At 38.8% G+C, this 17239-nt stretch carries 15 protein-coding genes; 4 read left to right on the forward strand and 11 right to left on the reverse strand.

Annotated features, from left to right (window positions below; all coding sequences use genetic code 11):
• Positions 1–554: 554 nt before the first annotated feature.
• From ACFIMU_RS06375 to ACFIMU_RS06385, 3 genes are all read right to left on the reverse strand, one after another.
• A complete protein-coding gene (locus ACFIMU_RS06375; RefSeq protein ID WP_375607030.1) occupies positions 555–950 on the reverse strand; it encodes a hypothetical protein in 396 nt (131 codons plus the stop codon).
• A gap of 272 nt (positions 951–1222) precedes the next feature.
• On the reverse strand, positions 1223–1354 hold the full coding sequence (locus tag ACFIMU_RS06380; RefSeq protein ID WP_375607031.1) for a hypothetical protein: 132 nt from the start codon (positions 1352–1354) through the stop codon (positions 1223–1225).
• A gap of 263 nt (positions 1355–1617) precedes the next feature.
• A complete protein-coding gene (locus ACFIMU_RS06385; protein ID WP_375607032.1) occupies positions 1618–2853 on the reverse strand; it encodes an MFS transporter in 1236 nt (411 codons plus the stop codon).
• Positions 2854–4008: 1155 nt separating this feature from the next.
• Here ACFIMU_RS06385 and ACFIMU_RS06390 point away from each other — a divergent pair.
• Positions 4009–4380: a helix-turn-helix domain-containing protein gene (locus ACFIMU_RS06390; protein ID WP_375696924.1), complete on the forward strand. Its 372-nt coding sequence runs from the start codon at positions 4009–4011 to the stop codon at positions 4378–4380.
• Positions 4381–4759: 379 nt separating this feature from the next.
• Complete coding sequence (locus ACFIMU_RS06395) at positions 4760–5131, forward strand: helix-turn-helix domain-containing protein (protein WP_375607090.1); 372 nt, start codon at positions 4760–4762, stop codon at positions 5129–5131.
• Between the two features lie 186 nt (positions 5132–5317).
• On the opposite strand, the gene ACFIMU_RS06400 is transcribed toward ACFIMU_RS06395, so the two are convergent.
• Together ACFIMU_RS06400 and clpB are read right to left on the reverse strand one after the other, a co-directional pair.
• The gene (locus ACFIMU_RS06400) at positions 5318–6445 is read right to left on the reverse strand and encodes a hypothetical protein (protein WP_375607034.1); all 1128 of its coding nucleotides are present in this window, start codon (positions 6443–6445) and stop codon (positions 5318–5320) included.
• A gap of 873 nt (positions 6446–7318) precedes the next feature.
• Entirely contained in the window at positions 7319–9898 is a 2580-nt protein-coding gene (clpB, locus tag ACFIMU_RS06405) for an ATP-dependent chaperone ClpB (RefSeq protein ID WP_375607035.1), read from the reverse strand.
• 460 nt (positions 9899–10358) lie between these two features.
• On the opposite strand from clpB, the gene ACFIMU_RS06410 reads away from it, so the two are divergent.
• The gene (locus ACFIMU_RS06410; protein WP_375696904.1) at positions 10359–10568 is read left to right on the forward strand and encodes a hypothetical protein; all 210 of its coding nucleotides are present in this window, start codon (positions 10359–10361) and stop codon (positions 10566–10568) included.
• A 48-nt stretch (positions 10569–10616) separates the two neighbouring features.
• The gene (locus ACFIMU_RS06415) at positions 10617–11390 is read left to right on the forward strand and encodes a DUF3472 domain-containing protein (protein WP_375696925.1); all 774 of its coding nucleotides are present in this window, start codon (positions 10617–10619) and stop codon (positions 11388–11390) included.
• 1269 nt (positions 11391–12659) lie between these two features.
• On the opposite strand, the gene ACFIMU_RS06420 is transcribed toward ACFIMU_RS06415, so the two are convergent.
• The 6 genes from ACFIMU_RS06420 to ACFIMU_RS06445 all read right to left on the reverse strand — a co-directional run bounded on the left by ACFIMU_RS06420 (position 12660) and on the right by ACFIMU_RS06445 (position 16905).
• Positions 12660–12830 (reverse strand): TylF/MycF/NovP-related O-methyltransferase, encoded by a 171-nt coding sequence (locus tag ACFIMU_RS06420; protein WP_375607038.1) that lies wholly within the window; start codon positions 12828–12830, stop codon positions 12660–12662.
• A 667-nt stretch (positions 12831–13497) separates the two neighbouring features.
• Entirely contained in the window at positions 13498–13710 is a 213-nt protein-coding gene (gene yacG / locus ACFIMU_RS06425; protein WP_375607039.1) for a DNA gyrase inhibitor YacG, read from the reverse strand.
• Between the two features lie 83 nt (positions 13711–13793).
• Positions 13794–14516, reverse strand: a complete 723-nt coding sequence (locus tag ACFIMU_RS06430) for a Maf family nucleotide pyrophosphatase (RefSeq protein ID WP_375614711.1) — start codon at positions 14514–14516, stop codon at positions 13794–13796.
• A 244-nt stretch (positions 14517–14760) separates the two neighbouring features.
• Positions 14761–14979, reverse strand: coding sequence for a translation initiation factor IF-1 (infA, locus tag ACFIMU_RS06435; protein ID WP_004857577.1), 219 nt, complete (start codon positions 14977–14979; stop codon positions 14761–14763).
• A 1382-nt stretch (positions 14980–16361) separates the two neighbouring features.
• The gene (locus tag ACFIMU_RS06440) at positions 16362–16601 is read right to left on the reverse strand and encodes a hypothetical protein (RefSeq protein WP_375696905.1); all 240 of its coding nucleotides are present in this window, start codon (positions 16599–16601) and stop codon (positions 16362–16364) included.
• A gap of 22 nt (positions 16602–16623) precedes the next feature.
• On the reverse strand, positions 16624–16905 hold the full coding sequence (locus ACFIMU_RS06445; protein WP_375696906.1) for a hypothetical protein: 282 nt from the start codon (positions 16903–16905) through the stop codon (positions 16624–16626).
• Between the last annotated feature and the right edge of the window lie 334 nt (positions 16906–17239).

Consider the following 17239-nt stretch of genomic DNA (forward strand, 5'->3'; position numbering starts at 1 on the left):
TCATCCCAACTTTCTCCTCCATTCACGAAGACACTTCCCCCAATCCTTCCCACCACACTCCATGCCATGATAAAAGCTCTCACAAAGCACAAATCCTCCGCTTCATTTTACAGATTCACATTTCTACGCTTTTACATCATTACAGAACGCAGCCAAAGGAAACTCCCAAACCACCACGCGATAATTTGATAAAAACAAAACACCTTTACAACAATCTCAAACAACAGATTTCTGTAAAGAGCTCATATGAATTTGATTGATCAGATCTGACTATTAGATTGGCATATAGAGCCGTAGAACAGAAAGTAATTTTCTATAAGACAGAAACGATAAAAGCGCTATATAACTGAGACAGAACATGAAGAATTGCAAACAGATAAAACGACATCTTTCTTCGTTACAACACTGAAATTGTAAACGAGACTACGAATAACTATCGTCTGAATATGCAATTTCACATCTGCAAATTTTTATTGATTAATTCAATCCCAACATTTTCCCTGAAACACATTTCTTCATTATCTACTTCTTTGAGACAAACCGGTTAAGGGGTTTCATCTATTATAAGTACGGACATAATAACGCGTTACTCCAACCTCATCATAAGAAACCATAGACATGATACCTGTCTTTATTGGCGTTATTTGATAAGTCAAGATTACACCATTTTGCTGTTTGTTTGGTTGATCTGTATAGATCACGTTATATCCATTCCGTCGCAAGAGATCAATAAATACAGGAGTAAAGTTGTCTTCTGTTTTATTTTTTTTCACAATAAGAGTTGTTGTAGCGGGCGGTAAAGGTTTTTTAAGATTACGAACAAAATCGTTAGCAATTAATTTTACATCATCTTTCGTAATATTTGGACTGACATAACTTGATGAATAATTACTGATAGATGCACAACCAGCCACCAATACAAGCGGTAACGGAAATAAATATTTTGACATCTTAACTCCCCTATTAATTGCATTCTCTTCTGAGAAGCTCCTACACCAGAAATAAGAGTCTCCTTTCAAAGAATAGCCTTAACAACATACTGCTTTACTATCAAGCATTAGTTAATCAATTTCTCACTTGTTAAAAAAACGCCACCATCTCTCATAGTACTTAAAGCTTATGCTTAACACACAAAATATATATGTTAAAAGTACGAAAAAACACATGTAAAGCATGTAGTATACATATAGTATATGTATACTTACTTTCATGGTGTGTTGCATTACATAAACCAACGCACAGCACCCTTCATTTCCCCTCCATTCACGAAGACACTTCCCCCCAATCCTCGCACCACATTCCACGCCCCCAAAAGCCCAAAGTGACCAAAAACACGCACAATATATGAACCCATAAGTCCTTCACTTCACTTTTACAGATTCACATTTTTACGCTTTTACATCATTACAGAACGAAGCCAAGGAAAGGTTCACCGCCCCGTACCACTCTATAAACAACGGTCTGTAAAGAATTCAAATGCTTGCCTAGCAAGTTTCCACCACTGACCACTCATTCATTTCAGATTCCCCCTTCAAAGAGCTGTGTTTTTATCTCATGAATAAGATAATTAGCGAACCGTCTTTAGAAAAAAGAAAAGGCATGGAGATATCAAATATATCAATGGTCGTCATCGACTGTCGTGTTAAGAGGTGTTAACTCTTTATTTTTCTTAATTTTTACAACGCCAATAATTCCCGTGGAAATAATTAATGCGGACATAGCTAAAAAAGAGCTTAACAATCCCACGAGAGCCAAAAGTCCAGCAATAAAGCCAGAGATTGCTTCCGCAGAGTTCGCTAAAGTTGAAAAGGTTCCAAAACTTTTACCAAAATCTTCACGACGAGAATATAATTGAATAGCTGAGACTAAACCAATATCCACAAAGGCACCCATAAATCCTAAAACAAATGCTAACACGAGAAGGAGTTTTAAATAAAGTCCAGCAGCTAAAGGCATAACAAACAGAATAACCCCATAAAGAAGCCAAAATATCATGAGCTTCAACGATGTAATATTTAATATAATTTTACTATATAACAAACCACCAACAATAGTTCCAACAGCCATGAGAGAAAAAATATAACTAACAAAGTTTTCCTCTCCCCCTATAGAGAGAACAAAAGCTGGAATTAAAAATCTTAAAATTGCACCCGTAAAGAGAATAGCAAACGACGAGCCAACGAGCGTAATAAATAAATTATTATGTTCTGTAGAAATATATTTAAGATATGAAGCTGTTTCTCGATAAATTTTTATAAAATTGAATGATTTATTCTCATTTGAATTTAAATTCGTGAGATTAAATAACACGATAATAGATATAAAATAGGTAAAAAAATCAAAAATGAGTACTGCCGATTTATTTACTAAAAAAAGCAGTATGGAACAAACCAAAGGGCCAATGACGGATGCAGTTTCCATGATAATTTGAGCAATGCTATTGGCCTTTGTAAGATCTTTTATTGAAAACATTCTGGGAATAGCAGCTTGAAAACTTGGTTGGAAAATACTTCTTCCTATCGTTGTACATATTGCTGCAAAAATAAGAACAATGATATGTGCCGTACCTGTTATATAAGTTATAAAAACAAACAATGAAGCTAATAATCTAACAACTTCACTTAAGATGATATTTTTCTTCAAAGAAAAATTATCCGCTAACCAACCTCCTATAGGGCCAAAAAAGAGAAAAGGGATAAATCGAAAAAAATACACAAGACCTGTAAAAAAGGTGTTATCTGTTAATTCTAAGACAAGTAAAATAAAAACAACTTCATAAGCATAATCACCAACTTTAGAAATAAAGAGAGAGCAAAAAAGAGCTAATGGACTCTTTTTTAAAAACAAATTCATATCAACCATCCGATGTTAAACTTAGCTACACTTAAAATTACACTTCCTTCAATACAATTGGTGATATGAACTTCAGAAGAGTCTTTTATTCTAATAAATCGCTTAATAAGTTAAGTGAAAATTTTTAAAGAAATACTCCTATTGATATAAGCATTTACTCTAATATCAAGTAATATCTTTAAAAAAAGAAAGAATGTAAAAACTATTAGATCACAATCTTCCATATTATTACATTGACCTCCACCCCACGTCTCAAAGAATGAAAATTCCCAACCAGCACTAGTCTACAATCCCACTTCAAAAAGCAGCTTTCCCCACAAAATAAAGCTTGCACCCAACCACTCCTCAAGCGACAGCACTTCGTCAGGCTCAACAAATCAAGCCCTATCTCCAAAACCGCCCTCCTTCACGCATCTCTTTGCACCACCGGATTACCCACACTCTCCTCCTATCCATGCGCACTTTCTTCATTCTCCATTCCCCCCTTTTTCTCTCCCATCACACTCTCACAACTTAACAGCACTCTTCCTCCCAACTTCCATTCACGAAGACACTTCCCCCAATCCTCGCACCACATTCCATACCATGACCAAAAACACGCACAATATATAAATCTATAAGTCCTCCGTTTCACTTTTAAGGATATACATTTTTACGCTTTTACATTATTACAGAACGAAGCCAAGGAAAGGTTCACCACCCCGTACCGCTCTATAAACAACAGTCTATAAATGAACGCAGCTTTTTGCCTAGTACCCCCTTACAATCTTCAGTCGCCCCCCTCAAACGACAACACTTCATAAAGCTCAACAAATCAAGCCCTGCCCTCAAATATTCTAGCTCTTCACTCCCCCCTAAAAGAGCAATGTTTTACGGCATAATAGAATAGAAAATTCTTGATTTTTCTTGCCAAGCTTCTGAAATTACTTTATCACTTAAAGTGTAATTTTGGTCGTCTACGCAACGATCAATAGGGATTAAAAACCCGAAGACTTGACACATAAATTTATCCCGCTTTGCGGGTATCCCGGGATTCCGGGAGATTTTGCTATGTCCAGGTGCTTTGGCACTAAAAGCAAAAAGCTGAGTCAAGTCAGTGTTTTTAACTCCCGGAATACCAAAGCGAGGGCGCTCGCAACCGGAGGGGGGCTTGAAGTGCCAACTAAAAATCCACATTTTATCGACATTTTGATAGGCAAAAGAATCCGTCACAGACGCATTTCCATGGGACTTTCCCAAAAAGAATTAGGAAGCCATTTAGGTGTCAGTTTCCAACAAATCCAAAAATATGAAAAAGGCTTCAATCGTGTAAGTGCCAAATGTTTACTGGAAATCGCTCAAAAACGAGAAGTTCCCGTAAACTTTTTTTATGCAGACATTACCACAAAAGAAGATCTTCCCACAAAAGAAACCCTCTTACACCACAATCAAGAAACCTATAGCGAAAAAGAACACACTCTGTTGAGAAACTTTAGAGAGCTCGAAGCGAAAAAACAAAAAGCAATCTTGTGGTTAATTTCTGATTAAGCAACAGCGCACTAATCAACATTATTCCATTCATATCCCCCTTAAGTCACATTCAAACCAACACACCACAGCCCCTTCAAAGAGCAATGTTTTACGGCATAATAGAATAGAAAATTCTTGATTTTTCTTGCTAATCTTCTGAAATTACTTTATCACTTAAAATGTAATTTTGGTCGTATACGCAACGATCAAGAGGGATTAAAAACCCGAAGACTTGACACATAAATTTATCCCACTTTGCGGGTGTCCCGGAATTCCGGGAGATTTTGCTATGTCCAGGTGCTTCTCAGCACTAAAAGCAAAAAGCTGACTCGGATTCAGTACCTTTAACTCCCGGAATACCAAAGCGAGGGCGCTCGCAACCGGAGGGGGGCTTGAAGTGCCAACTAAAAATCCACATTTTATCGACATTTTGATAGGCAAAAGAATCCGTCACAGACGCATTTCCATGGGACTTTCCCAAAAAGAATTAGGAAGCCATTTAGGTGTCAGTTTCCAACAAATCCAAAAATATGAAAAAGGCTTCAATCGTGTAAGTGCCAAATGTTTACTGGAAATCGCTCAAAAACGAGAAGTTCCCGTAAACTTTTTTTATGCAGACATTACCACAAAAGAAGATCTTCCCACAAAAGAAACCCTCTTACACCACAATCAAGAAACCTATAGCGAAAAAGAACACACTCTGTTGAGAAACTTTAGAGAGCTCCAGCCGAAAAAACAAAAAGCAATCTTGTGGCTAATTTCTGATTAGGCAAAAGCACAACGATCAACGTTATTTGTTAATATATCAAACAACAAAACATCCTTAAATCAAATTCAGATCAAGACACCACACCCCTTCAGAGAGCAGTGTTTTAAGGCAAATAGGATAATCAGCTGCATTTTTGTTGTCACTTATAATTTTCCAATGACTTTTGAATGCCTCAATTAATCTTTTTTATAGCACTTTCACTCTTTTTAAAGCTTCTTTCTCTGCTTCTTCTTTTAACTTCATGCCATTGGCGCCTTCGTACCTTTTTATTGTTTTTTCAATCTGATCATCAGTCCCTGCTTTAAAGACAATCATTGTTTCAAACGGACGAAATAATGACGATTGCGAAATATGAAAAAAGATATTCGTGCTCAAATTGCTTGGATCAAACTCGCTATACCCTGTACTTTTTAAGTCATGGATAGATATCGCTTTTTTTGACATAGCAAGACCAATAACATCGCTATTTTTCTCACCAAAATTTTGTACTTTTAAAAGGTTATTTTTAGCGTCATAAACTGTCGACATATCCATGACTTCGTTAAGAACTTGATCATTTATGTCAAATTGAGCATCTATGCCAAAAATGAATACAAGATCACGCAAAGAACAAGCTTTTTGAAAAAAACAAGCATTGTACAAACGTGAGGGAACCCCAAGACAGTTGACTGCTCGTCGAATGATTTTTATAGCGAGCTCATATGATTTTTCATCTAAACGATGATCACGAATGTCTGGAATGTAGATTTCTTGTGTTTCTTGTAACGGTGCATTTTCACTATTTAATGCACTATCAATAAGCTTTTCTAACCAATTGTAATTCTCAATATTATCCTGCTCTCGGACAGACGATCTGATCTCTTTTAAAAGATTGTCCAGCCCATACTCTTCTCTAAAAGCATGCTCTATTCGATCACACGTCATTAGAAATGTATAGTGATCTTCTCGTTTGTCCGGTATAGATGATGCTTCAATTTCTGGATCATTCACTTTAAATTGATCAACGCTTTCTCCACTTTTAACAGATATCGAATGCTCACCTCTAATAGTATCAAAAACTCTCGCCCCTTGCTCCTCCCTAAAAGAAAAGCCTTGTTCAAGAAACAACTTTAATGGATTGGAATCATCCGATGTTAACGACACATCTTGTATTAAAGAGTCCAAAATTTTCTTTTGAAGCTCAGCATCACTTATTAACGAATCTTTCCTATCCTCATAGAAATCCTTTAAGCTTTCTGGAATACGCCGATTATAACTCTTAACATCCTCTGCAAACCAGCTGTTAATTATTTCCTTGTTTGTGGCTAATTTCATAAGATTATGCCCCCCATTTAAATTTTACCCCGCTTAAATTTCAAATGATCCTTTTTATCAATAAATTCCAATACAGTTTTTATTAAAATCCTTGAAAAAAGTTCATTATCTTTTTATTTTACTTAATATTTACCATATTATAGTTTATTGGTAAATGTTAAGTAAAATCAATTAAGATATAGATGGTATTTTTAATATACACCTTCCACTTAAACTTGCCTTTGTAACACGAATAGCAAAAATTTTAACCAAAACAAGTTAGAGGTCTTGTTTTTTAAGCCTTTATCTTGATTAAAAAACTGCAAAATAGCAAACTTGATTGTGCAGATAATCATGCTTCATCATCTATTAGCCACCGACAAGAGTGCAATCAATCAAACAGTTTAAAAAAACTTTTAGCAAAATTTTAAAGCAGAAAAACGCACATCACCGAAAAAATGAGAGAGCAGCGCGTTTTACGCATCCTCCACCTTTTGCTTAAACAGCAAAACTCCAATCCATCGTCAAAATATCTTCGTCTAAAATTCCCATGCCACAGATCAGCCCCCTCAAAAAGCAATGTTTTACGGTGGATAAACGGCATTTCTCTTTAACGCTTCTACACACAAAGCAATAAAGCAACAAAGCAATCCTGCTTGTGACTTCACTTATAACATTGCAAGAAAATAGTTTTCACGACAAACAGAAGGAAAAGAATCCTACGATATTCGAGAACGCTCATTTAATATGCAAAAACACCGGCTACTCCCTTTGCTTTGCAATAAAACACCGCTGTCTCACAGTGAATTTTTCTAAATCAGCACGCCTCAAAGCGCGGTGTTTTATCGCACAATAAGATTATCACCGCCCTTTATACCATGAATTTCTCCAAACTTAATCTTCAGGCAAAAATTCCAACCGATCTCCTTGTTTTGTAATTTTCACCGTTGTCTCGTCGTGAATTTCTCCAAACAAGATTTTCTCTGCGAGAGGATCTTGAATTTCTTTTTGAATAATCCGTTTAAGCGGACGAGCACCATAGAGCGGATCATAGCCCTTATCGGCAAGAAATTTTCTCACCTCTGGCTCGATTTGCAAAGTTATTTTGCGTTCATTGAGTAGATTTTGCAAATGTTCTATCTGAATATCGACGATAGCTTCCATATCTTGACGTTGCAGCCTTTGAAAGAGAATAATCTCATCAATACGGTTTAAAAATTCAGGACGGAAAGCGGCTTTGACGACATTCATAACATCATTTTTTGCCTGATCTGTTGCTTGCCCTTCAGGCAAAGCAGTTAAAAACTCAGCACCAAGATTAGAAGTCATAATCAGCAAGGTATTTCGAAAGTCAACGGTACGTCCTTGACTATCCGTCAAGCGTCCCTCATCCAACACTTGCAACAAGAGATTAAAAATATCAGGGTGTGCTTTTTCAATTTCGTCAAACAGAATGACCTGGTAAGGTCTTCTACGTACAGCCTCCGTCAGCACGCCCCCTTCTTCATATCCAACATATCCAGGAGGTGCCCCAATCAGCCGCGCCCCAGCATGCTTTTCCATATATTCCGACATATCAATACGCAACATGGCATTTGGGTCTTGAAAGAGAAAAGCGGCCAGAGCTTTGGTTAACTCGGTTTTTCCCACCCCCGTAGGTCCCAAGAACATGAAAGACCCCAGCGGACGGTTAGGATCTTGCAGCCCCGCACGCGCACGCCGTACAGCACGAGAAACAGCTTGAACAGCCTCTCCCTGCCCAATCACACGTTTGCTAATTTCATCTTCCATCCGCAACAGCGCCTCCCGTTCTGCCTCCAGCATTCGATCAACAGGAATACCGGTCCAGCGCGAAACAATCCGCGCCACATGTTCAGCTGTAACCGTTTCTTCAACGAGATGATTTTGTTGGTCATCATTTTCCGCGATACTCAATTGTTTTTCGAGTTCAGGAATGACACTATAAGCCAGTTCTCCAGCGCGTTGGAATTGTCCATCACGCTGTGCAATAGCCAAAGCATTACGGGCTTCTTCGAGTTGTTTTTTCAAATCAGCAGCATGCCCTAATTTTTGTTTCTCAGCCTGCCAAGCACTTGTCATCTCAGCGGACTGTTGTTCCAATGTTTTCAGTTCCTCCTGCACATTTTTCAACCGTTCTTTTGCTGTTGGCTCGACATCTGTTTTCAAAGCTTCCCGTTCGATCTTCAACTGTAAAATACGCCGATCAACAGCATCGAGTTCTTCCGGCTTTGAATCGACCTGCATACGCAAACGTGCCGCCGCTTCATCGATAAGATCAATAGCTTTATCCGGCAAGAAGCGATCCGTAATATAGCGGTTAGACAAACGCGCGGCCGCAATTAAAGCACTATCAGCCAAGCGCACTTTGTGATGTTGTTCATATTTTTCCTTAATACCGCGCAAGATAGAAATAGTATCTTCCAAAGAGGGTTCAGGTACAAAGACAGGCTGGAAGCGGCGTGCCAAAGCAGCATCTTTTTCAACATATTTTCGATATTCATCGAGCGTAGTAGCACCCACACAATGGAGTTCTCCGCGTGCAAGAGCAGGCTTTAACAAGTTAGACGCATCCATAGGACCATCAGATTTTCCTGCTCCAACAAGATTGTGCAATTCATCAATAAAGAGGATAATTTGTCCATTTTCGGCTTGCACCTCTGCCAGCACTGCTTTGAGACGTTCTTCGAATTCTCCACGATATTTTGCACCAGCGATAAGCGCTCCCATATCGAGCGCATAGAGTTGTTTATCCCGCAAAGTTTCAGGGACATCGCCATTGATAATGCGCAGAGCTAACCCTTCCACAATAGCTGTTTTCCCCACCCCAGGCTCACCAATCAACACGGGATTATTTTTCGTCCGCCGTGAGAGCACCTGAATAGTGCGTCGAATTTCTTCTTCTCGTCCAATAACAGGGTCGAGTTTTCCTTCGCGTGCATCTTTTGTGAGATCCCGGGCATATTTTTGCAAGGCATCATATTGTCCTTCGGCATGGGGGCTTGTTGCTGTTTTTCCTTTCCGCAGCGCATTAATTGCCCGATTAAGCGCTTGCGGGGTCAATCCTCCACTTGTTAAAATATCGGCTGTTTTTGCGGTCTTTTCCATGATCAGCGCTTGCAACATGCGCTCCACGGTCACAAACTGATCACCGGCTTTTTTCGCAATATCCTCAGCCAGCGCGAAAACTTTTGCCAATGGCTGCGAAAGATAGAGCTGTCCATTTCCCCCTTGCACTTTAGGCAAAGCATCAAGTGCTTCTTTTAGCGCCTTTTGAATAAGAGTAAGATCACCACCAGCGTTTTGGATAAGCGATGCAGCCAATCCTTGAGAATCGTCTAACAACACTTTCAGGAAATGCTCCGGCATAAACTGCTGATGATCAGAAGCAAGAGCGCTATTTTGTGCTGATTGTAAAAAACCCTGTACGCGTTCGCTATATTTTTCCAAGTTCATTTTTTTTCCTTAAACCTCAAGCCATCACCACACTTTAACCTCTCCAATATTCCACAAAAGAAACATCCAGAAAGGATTATCCAGCCTCTAAAAAACACCGCGGAAAAAGCAGCATGAAGAAGAACCGTAGTGCTAAAAAGAATATGGGTTTCTACAAGCCTCATAGCAAGAGGGAGAAAAAAAATACGCTATCATTTTAAATAAAAACCGCAACTTTTCTTATACCCCACATCATCACTCCCCTTTTTAAACTCTCACCCACAAACTCCACCATTAAAACTTAAATTTGAACAGCAGAAAAGGAGCACGCAAAAACATTTAAAACAAAGCAGTCTTTACAGCATATAGTTTAGAGTAAAAGTCAAAATTACTTTTTCTCTTTTTACTTAACAAAACATTGAGTATAAGCTTTAATATTTATAAACTTATACTGTCTTTATCAAAATAAAGGAGTTTGAGTATGTACCATACTGTAAAAAAGGTTATTTTAATACTTTTATTCCTTCTGATAAGTAAACCAAGCTATGCCATCTTTGCCGGCAAAGTTATTACAATAGAGCATGAATGGCCTGAGAATGCATTATTTGATCTATTTGTTTTCACCCAGCAAGTAAACTACGATGGTGGGCCTAACTCCATCTATTTCTGGGGAAATAAATTTGAATTCTAAAACGGAAAAAGTGGACAAATTGGTTTTTTCAACAGGAGCGGCCGTACCATTCATTTTTCTATCTGGAATGCAACGGGATGGAAGGGTAATACATGTAAGCATTTTACTCAGGAAGGTTCAGGAGTACGATGTGAAATCAAGTTTCCATGGGAAATGGGACGCAGATATCGATTATATGTTGAAAAAAATGAGAATCTAGTTACAGCGAAAGTAGTCGATTTTACAACGGGTAAAAAAGTGAATATTGGGACCATAGAAGTACCAAATACATTTGGCAAACTCCGTAAATCTTCAAGTTTTGTTGAAGACCATTCTCGTTGGAAGAGACATCTTTCCTCCTGTTATGATTTAAGTCCGCAAAGTTCGATTTTTTTTGATCCTAATGGCTTAAAACAAAACAAGCTATACGAAGGGACTCTGAAAGTTTCTAATCAAGGAAAGTGTCGAGATTCTGACCTCATCCAAACATCATGTACGTTCACTTTTTGTATGACAAGTATAAGCGACTTTGGAGGTTTAGCCTCGCCTACAGCTAAACCAGAAGTCCCCATTTCCAATGGGAAAGATCTGTCTGCAGAAACAATTTCTAACATCTTGAAACAAAAAGAGCTTGTCGTTATTCGTTCAAAAGATCGTTCTTGGGCACCCAATATCTCTTTTCCATCTCCTGCTTCATTTAAGTGGAAATCAATCTTTATAGATCATCTAGCGGCTTCTAGTTCTACGCTTCACACCACTCACGGCACACAAAAGATAACCACAGGCCAAAAGATTATGTATATGTCTGATGGAAAAACTTGGAAAATTATGAAAAAAAACTAACTTTTTTCTTCTTGATAAGCCCCTCACTCCCCTTTAAAAATAAATGGGGGTGAGGAAGTTTTTTTCATTTCCCCACCACGGCTCCCTTTCCCAGTTATTTTTTCGAGCCCTGCTCTCATCCCATCGTCCCCTTTAGCTCACCTCATCACCATACTTTCAGGGCATTTTCTTCACCTTCACCTTCTCTCAAAACCCCACACCCTTTCCTCTCTATCTCCTCACCTCCCTCTTCTATCACCCTCACACCATCCTTTACCGCAATCCTTTACACCACCCCGCCTCTTATCCACGCCCTCCCTTTGTCCATAGGCACTCTCTCCATTCCACGCCCCCCTTTTTCTTTCCCGTCACACACTTACAACTTACAGCACTCTTCATTCCAGCTTCCCTCCTCAATTCACAGTCTCTTCACCCCCCCATTTATTTCACCCCATCCATGCCAGACAAAAGCCCAACGTAACCCCAAAACACGCACAATGCATAAATCCATAAATCCTCCACTTCACTTTTACAGATTCACATTTTTACGCTTTTACACATTCACAGAAAACAGCCAACGAAAGATTCACCACCCCACACCGCTCGATAAACACTGGTCCGTAAACAATCCAGCTTCTTATCCAGGGAAGGACTACTGATCACTTCATATAATTATCACCACCCCTCAAAAGAGGCGTTATCAAACAAGACAAATAAGCCCTTCCTCCCAATATTCTCCACATACTCTTCTCCAGAAAATGCACTTAACACCCCTTTTCATCCCAGCTTCCCCGCTCCATTCACAAATGCATCCCCCTACTCTCACCACATTCCACGCCATGATAAAAGCATACACACAGTACAAATCCTCCGCATTATTTTACGGATATACGTTTTCACGCTTTTACATATTCACAGAAATCAGACAAATAAAATTTCCACATCACCACCCCGCACCGCTTTGTAAACACTGCTCTGAAAATGAATCCAGCTTTTTGCCTAGTCCCCTTACAGTCTTCAGACTACCCTCCTCAAACGACAGCACTTCATCAGGCTCAACAAATCAAAGCCCTATCATGAATATTCAAGCTCTTCACTCCCCCTTCAAATAGCGCCGTTTTACGGTATAACAGAATAGAAAATTTTTCATTTTTCTTGCCAATCTTCTGAAATTACTTTATCACTTAAAGTGTAATTTTGGTCGTCTACGCAGCGATCAAGCTCTTTGCACCAAAACACGTGCCCCTCTTTTTTTCCTTAGCAATACTGATTGGACTATCAATTTTTCCCTCACACCCTAAAGGCACCAACAACCTTCCTGCAACAAAGCAATTTATAATTATCAATGATAACAAAACCACCAATGGTAAGTCTTGGATATATATGTATTAAAACATCCATCGTTGACTGATCCCAATCTGCGTCTATATCAATGACGCTAAACCGGCAACCAGAAAGCAACTAAGGTAAAGGCTCTGTAGACCATCTTTTGAGAAACATCACATTTTCTTCAGCCATTCACAACGCCGAAAATTTTCTTGTACGTCATCAAACGGCGCCGAGCAATTGAGGTTATACGATAGAAAAGCTAAAATCAATTATTACAAATATCATTCTTTCAAGTAACTGACGAAGATTTTTTTACTTCTATGATTTTCAGGATAATTGTCTCAAAAAAGGTATTTATTACAGATCCAATTTGAACAAGTGATAATTTTTATTTAATATGACTGACAATTTACTGTTTTTTGTTGGTATTTATGAAGAGCTAAAAAGAAAATATTTAAAACTACATTTAACGCCAATGCCTTCAAATGCCTAAATGTCTTCTACTCAAAACAGCCAATCTTCTCGTATCCCCTCAGCAGCAAAACAACCAGACTAAGCATTATCTCCTCAGCCGCTCCCTATTTCTCACCACTCAATCTTTTCCCCAATTCTCTAAACAAAAAGGCTCAGATATTTCTTTAACCTCATCCCTCCTCTTCTCAAACTCAAGCTTCTCTCCAACGCCACACGCAAAATATCTCACTCAGACCTCCCCGCTAGAACAAACAACGCCCATCCCTTCAGCTTTCACACAAAAACGTTTTCTAAGCATTTGCTTCTCAAAAGACATGCCTCTTCTTTACTCTTCTTCATCACTTACTTGTGGTGGGGGTGGTAAGATATAAGCACCTGAAAGCCAACGATTAAGATCAATAGCTCGACAGCGTGTGGAACAAAAAGGATAAGAAGATTTTTGTGACATCTGACCACAAATAGGACAAGGATGTGGTGGGCGATGAGAGGTTTCTTTTTGTAAATTAGGCTCTTTTTGTTTTTGGGACACCTTTGTCATTGGCTCCTTCATTAATTTTGCTTCTATTTGTTTTCATATTTTCTTTTTGTTGTTTTTTACCTTGCATTAGCTCTACGGACCAATCAATCTCTCTCATGCGTTTGTTCAGCCCAGTGAGTGAAAAGTGGATAGTGATAAGCGGTCAAGAGATCGGTTGTTTCAGCCAAAGGCAATCCCACAACATTAGAATAAGAACCCGTGATATGAACAACAAAAGCCCCTGCTTTTCCTTGGATAGCGTAGCCCCCCGCTTTGCCTTGCCATTCTCCTGAAGCAAGGTAAGCCTTCATCATAGCAGAGGTTAAGCGTCTAAAACGAACACGACTTTCAACCAATTTTACGGTTATTTTTCCACGTTCATTGAGCGCACAAATGGCACCATAGACCTTATGCGCCCGTCCAGAAAGGAATCGTAAACATTCATAAGCCTCATCCTCGCTTTCTGGTTTGGGGAGAATGGTCCGGCCAACAGCCACCACCGTATCAGCCGCCAAGATAATCATTTTCTGCGCAGACAATTTTTGGGGAACATTCTGCAACTCGTCTTGACCATTCTGACTGTACCAGCGCAAAATTTTTTGGGCTTTCAGCGCTTTTTCTTTTGCCAAACGTTTGGCAAGGTTTGCAGGATGTTCTTTTAATTTTGGCGTTTCATCAATATCGCTTGCATAAACCTGCTGGGGATCAATCCCTATTTGTGCCAAGAGCGCCAAACGCCGTGGCGAAGCGGAGGCAAGCACCAAATAAATTTCTTCTGTAAGAGTATCTGCCAAACGTTTTTTCCCCCACTCTCTTATATTGCTCATTTCCACCCCTTCACAATCGACTTCCCTCTTCACCCCCTTTAGCGCCCCCTTTTAAGCGCCCCTTTAGCGCTCCCTTTTAAGCGCTATTGATCTCCTTATCCTTTTTCCGCAACGATTTTACAGTTTTTCAAGGCTCTTCAAACACTCCCCTTTTTTCACTCATGAAAAGCAAACTAAAAAACTGTTAAAAAATAATAGAAATAATATGATAGCTTTTAGAAAAAAGTGCAAGCCACCCACGATGCTACTTATAGCGATATGTAATACGCCCTTTTGTCAAATCATAAGGTGTCATTTCCACCATGATTTTATCACCGGCCAACACCCGTATACGATTTTTCCGCATTCTACCAGCGGTATGAGCAATAATTTCATGGTCATTTTCCAGTTTCACACGAAACATCGCGTTAGGTAAGAGTTCAGTAACGATACCAGAAAATTCTAAAACTTCTTCTTTTGACATAAACAAACATTTCCTTTACAGTGCACATATTTTGTTAAGCTGCGCGTTATTTCCAGCGTTCATATCCTATTTTCTTAAGTTTGTGAATAAAAATTCCACAAAAAGGGAAAGGTTTTTCAAGTTTACTCTTCCATACTCTCAAAAAAACGGCCCCCCCACCCCTTAAGAATCAAAACTTTTTTCCACCAGTTTTACCCGCTAATTTCCTTCAGTTTTTATGATGATTTTGGTTTCAGTATGACAAGAAATTATGCTAATTTTTTCCCCTAAAGCATTTTCCCAACACCTCTGACTAATCCCTCCAAAACTTACTCACAATCATCCTCTCTCCAACTTTTCCTCACCTTCCACACTTTAAACATGCGCCCTTCAGATAAACACCACTCCCCCACGCCAGAAGCCCCTCCTTTTCTCAAAAACCTTCTCCATTCTTCACACACCATTCACAACATGCTTCACTGCCCCACACTTCATACTCTATGCATTTCCCATACAGCCTTCCCCATTTTCCCTCTCTTCACACACTTCCTCTAAGCCACTCCTTCCATTTATGTTGCTCTTCCTACCTTCGAAAACACAATCCCTATACATTGCGTATCATTAACCACAACGCCTCTAACGACATAAAGCCTTTTCCTTTTTTACGCATTTCCGTTTTTACGCTTCTCCACATTTACAGAAAGCAGCCAAACGAAACTTTCAAATTTCCCTCGCACCACTTTGTAAACATAGGTTTGTCAACAATACAGCTTCTTACTCTAGCGAATTCCCCTGCTGATTTCAGATCACGACACCACAAAGGATAATGTTGCATCAAACGCGACAGATACGTCCTATTTTAAAATATTCTTGCCCCTCCTTCACCACCCTAAAGTAAGATCACGCAAAGCATCGGTCAATCTCACTTCAAAAACAACTTTCCCCACACCCTCTCTCCTCTCTCGTCAACGCACCCACCTCTTCATCCAAACTTCTCCCCCCTTCATAAAACTCTTCATCCCCACACCGCAATCTTCTCTCCACATTCCATGCCATGATAAAATCATACACCCCACATAAAATCCCAGCTTCCTTTTTTACACATTTCTGTTTTTACGCTTTTACATATTTACAGAAAGCAGAAAATCTGTAAAAAATGCATTACACAATAACGTTTTCAACAACTGTCATTAAAAACTCGCCTCCCTTTTCATCTAAATCCCCCTATTTTCACTTAAATCATAGATATAAACCGCCCTATTATTGTATTGAGCAGCATAAAATTTTTCGAAAAATTCTAACGATCAAAAAGGGTCATAAGAAGCATTTTACGACTTTTAAAAGAATTTTTATTTACACCCAGTGCTTTTTTGTAACGTAGAAGAGCACATTTAATTAATTGACTATAAGAAAGTTTGAAATGAGAGAAGCTCTTCGTTTTTCTCATTCAACATCCGCAACGATAACTTATCCTTATAAGTCAATATTTTTTCGTAATACAAAACGTGCCAAAAGGAATATACTTGTGTTGCATATTCACGCGCTTGTTTTAAAGAAAGATCTCTCAACGCTCCATCACACCCATTTTGCAAAACGCTACCCGTAAAGGAATGGTAAGCTCCCATGAAGGATATAAAATCCATTCAGCCCCCCCTATCTTTACGCTTATGGAAAAACAAGTTTACGCTTATAGAAGAACAAGCCGGCATCATCACAAAAACTCTGCCAGCTCCCAATGTTGCAGACAGCCTTCGGTTCAAGAGACACTTCATTAAAGGCATGCCTTTCTTGTACAGTTTTGACCCACATGGCCCACTCACTTATGATATACAAGCAAGTAATTTTAATTGATTCAATATAAGAGAACTGGTGATGAGCAACTTTATTATATTCAGCAACTTTATTATATTCAGCAACGCGCTTCACTTTAAAAGGGTTATTTATCATTATAAATCAATATATTAATAAATAAGAGAGTCATCATCAAGCCGCTTACCTTTTTCTAAAAAAAAGCTTCACACTGAGAGAAAACATCTAAACGTTAGATAAAAAAAAAGGTTTGCCTCTAATAAACAAACCTCTACAGAAAATTATTCACATAACTTTCAAAATTTTAAATTAATCCCTCTAGAAGCAATAAAAACGCTTTAGAAGCACCAAAATGAATACAAAACTTTATTTAACACAATGTTAAGAAAAATCAAGAACAAAAATTTTTTATCGTTAATGCACCTTTAAAAACGAGGCTTCTTAACCCACGCAGCTCAACAATCTGGGGCTT

It is taken from the genome of Bartonella sp. AC70YNML (genome assembly GCF_042196545.1).
GTDB lineage: Bacteria > Pseudomonadota > Alphaproteobacteria > Rhizobiales > Rhizobiaceae > Bartonella.

What these genes read in the sequence shown, in the direction of transcription:
- ACFIMU_RS06375 (WP_375607030.1), bottom strand. Translation starts at nt 950, where the DNA reads ATGTCAAAATATTTATTTCCGTTACCGCTTGTATTGGTGGCTGGTTGT.
- ACFIMU_RS06380 (WP_375607031.1), bottom strand. Translation starts at nt 1,354, where the DNA reads ATGGGTTCATATATTGTGCGTGTTTTTGGTCACTTTGGGCTTTTGGGG.
- ACFIMU_RS06385 (WP_375607032.1), bottom strand. Translation starts at nt 2,853, where the DNA reads ATGAATTTGTTTTTAAAAAAGAGTCCATTAGCTCTTTTTTGCTCTCTC.
- ACFIMU_RS06400 (WP_375607034.1), bottom strand. Translation starts at nt 6,445, where the DNA reads ATGAAATTAGCCACAAACAAGGAAATAATTAACAGCTGGTTTGCAGAG.
- clpB (WP_375607035.1), bottom strand. Translation starts at nt 9,898, where the DNA reads ATGAACTTGGAAAAATATAGCGAACGCGTACAGGGTTTTTTACAATCA.
- ACFIMU_RS06410 (WP_375696904.1), top strand. Translation starts at nt 10,359, where the DNA reads ATGTACCATACTGTAAAAAAGGTTATTTTAATACTTTTATTCCTTCTG.
- yacG (WP_375607039.1), bottom strand. Translation starts at nt 13,710, where the DNA reads ATGACAAAGGTGTCCCAAAAACAAAAAGAGCCTAATTTACAAAAAGAA.
- ACFIMU_RS06430 (WP_375614711.1), bottom strand. Translation starts at nt 14,516, where the DNA reads ATGAGCAATATAAGAGAGTGGGGGAAAAAACGTTTGGCAGATACTCTT.
- infA (WP_004857577.1), bottom strand. Translation starts at nt 14,979, where the DNA reads ATGTCAAAAGAAGAAGTTTTAGAATTTTCTGGTATCGTTACTGAACTC.
- ACFIMU_RS06440 (WP_375696905.1), bottom strand. Translation starts at nt 16,601, where the DNA reads ATGGATTTTATATCCTTCATGGGAGCTTACCATTCCTTTACGGGTAGC.
- ACFIMU_RS06445 (WP_375696906.1), bottom strand. Translation starts at nt 16,905, where the DNA reads ATGATAAATAACCCTTTTAAAGTGAAGCGCGTTGCTGAATATAATAAA.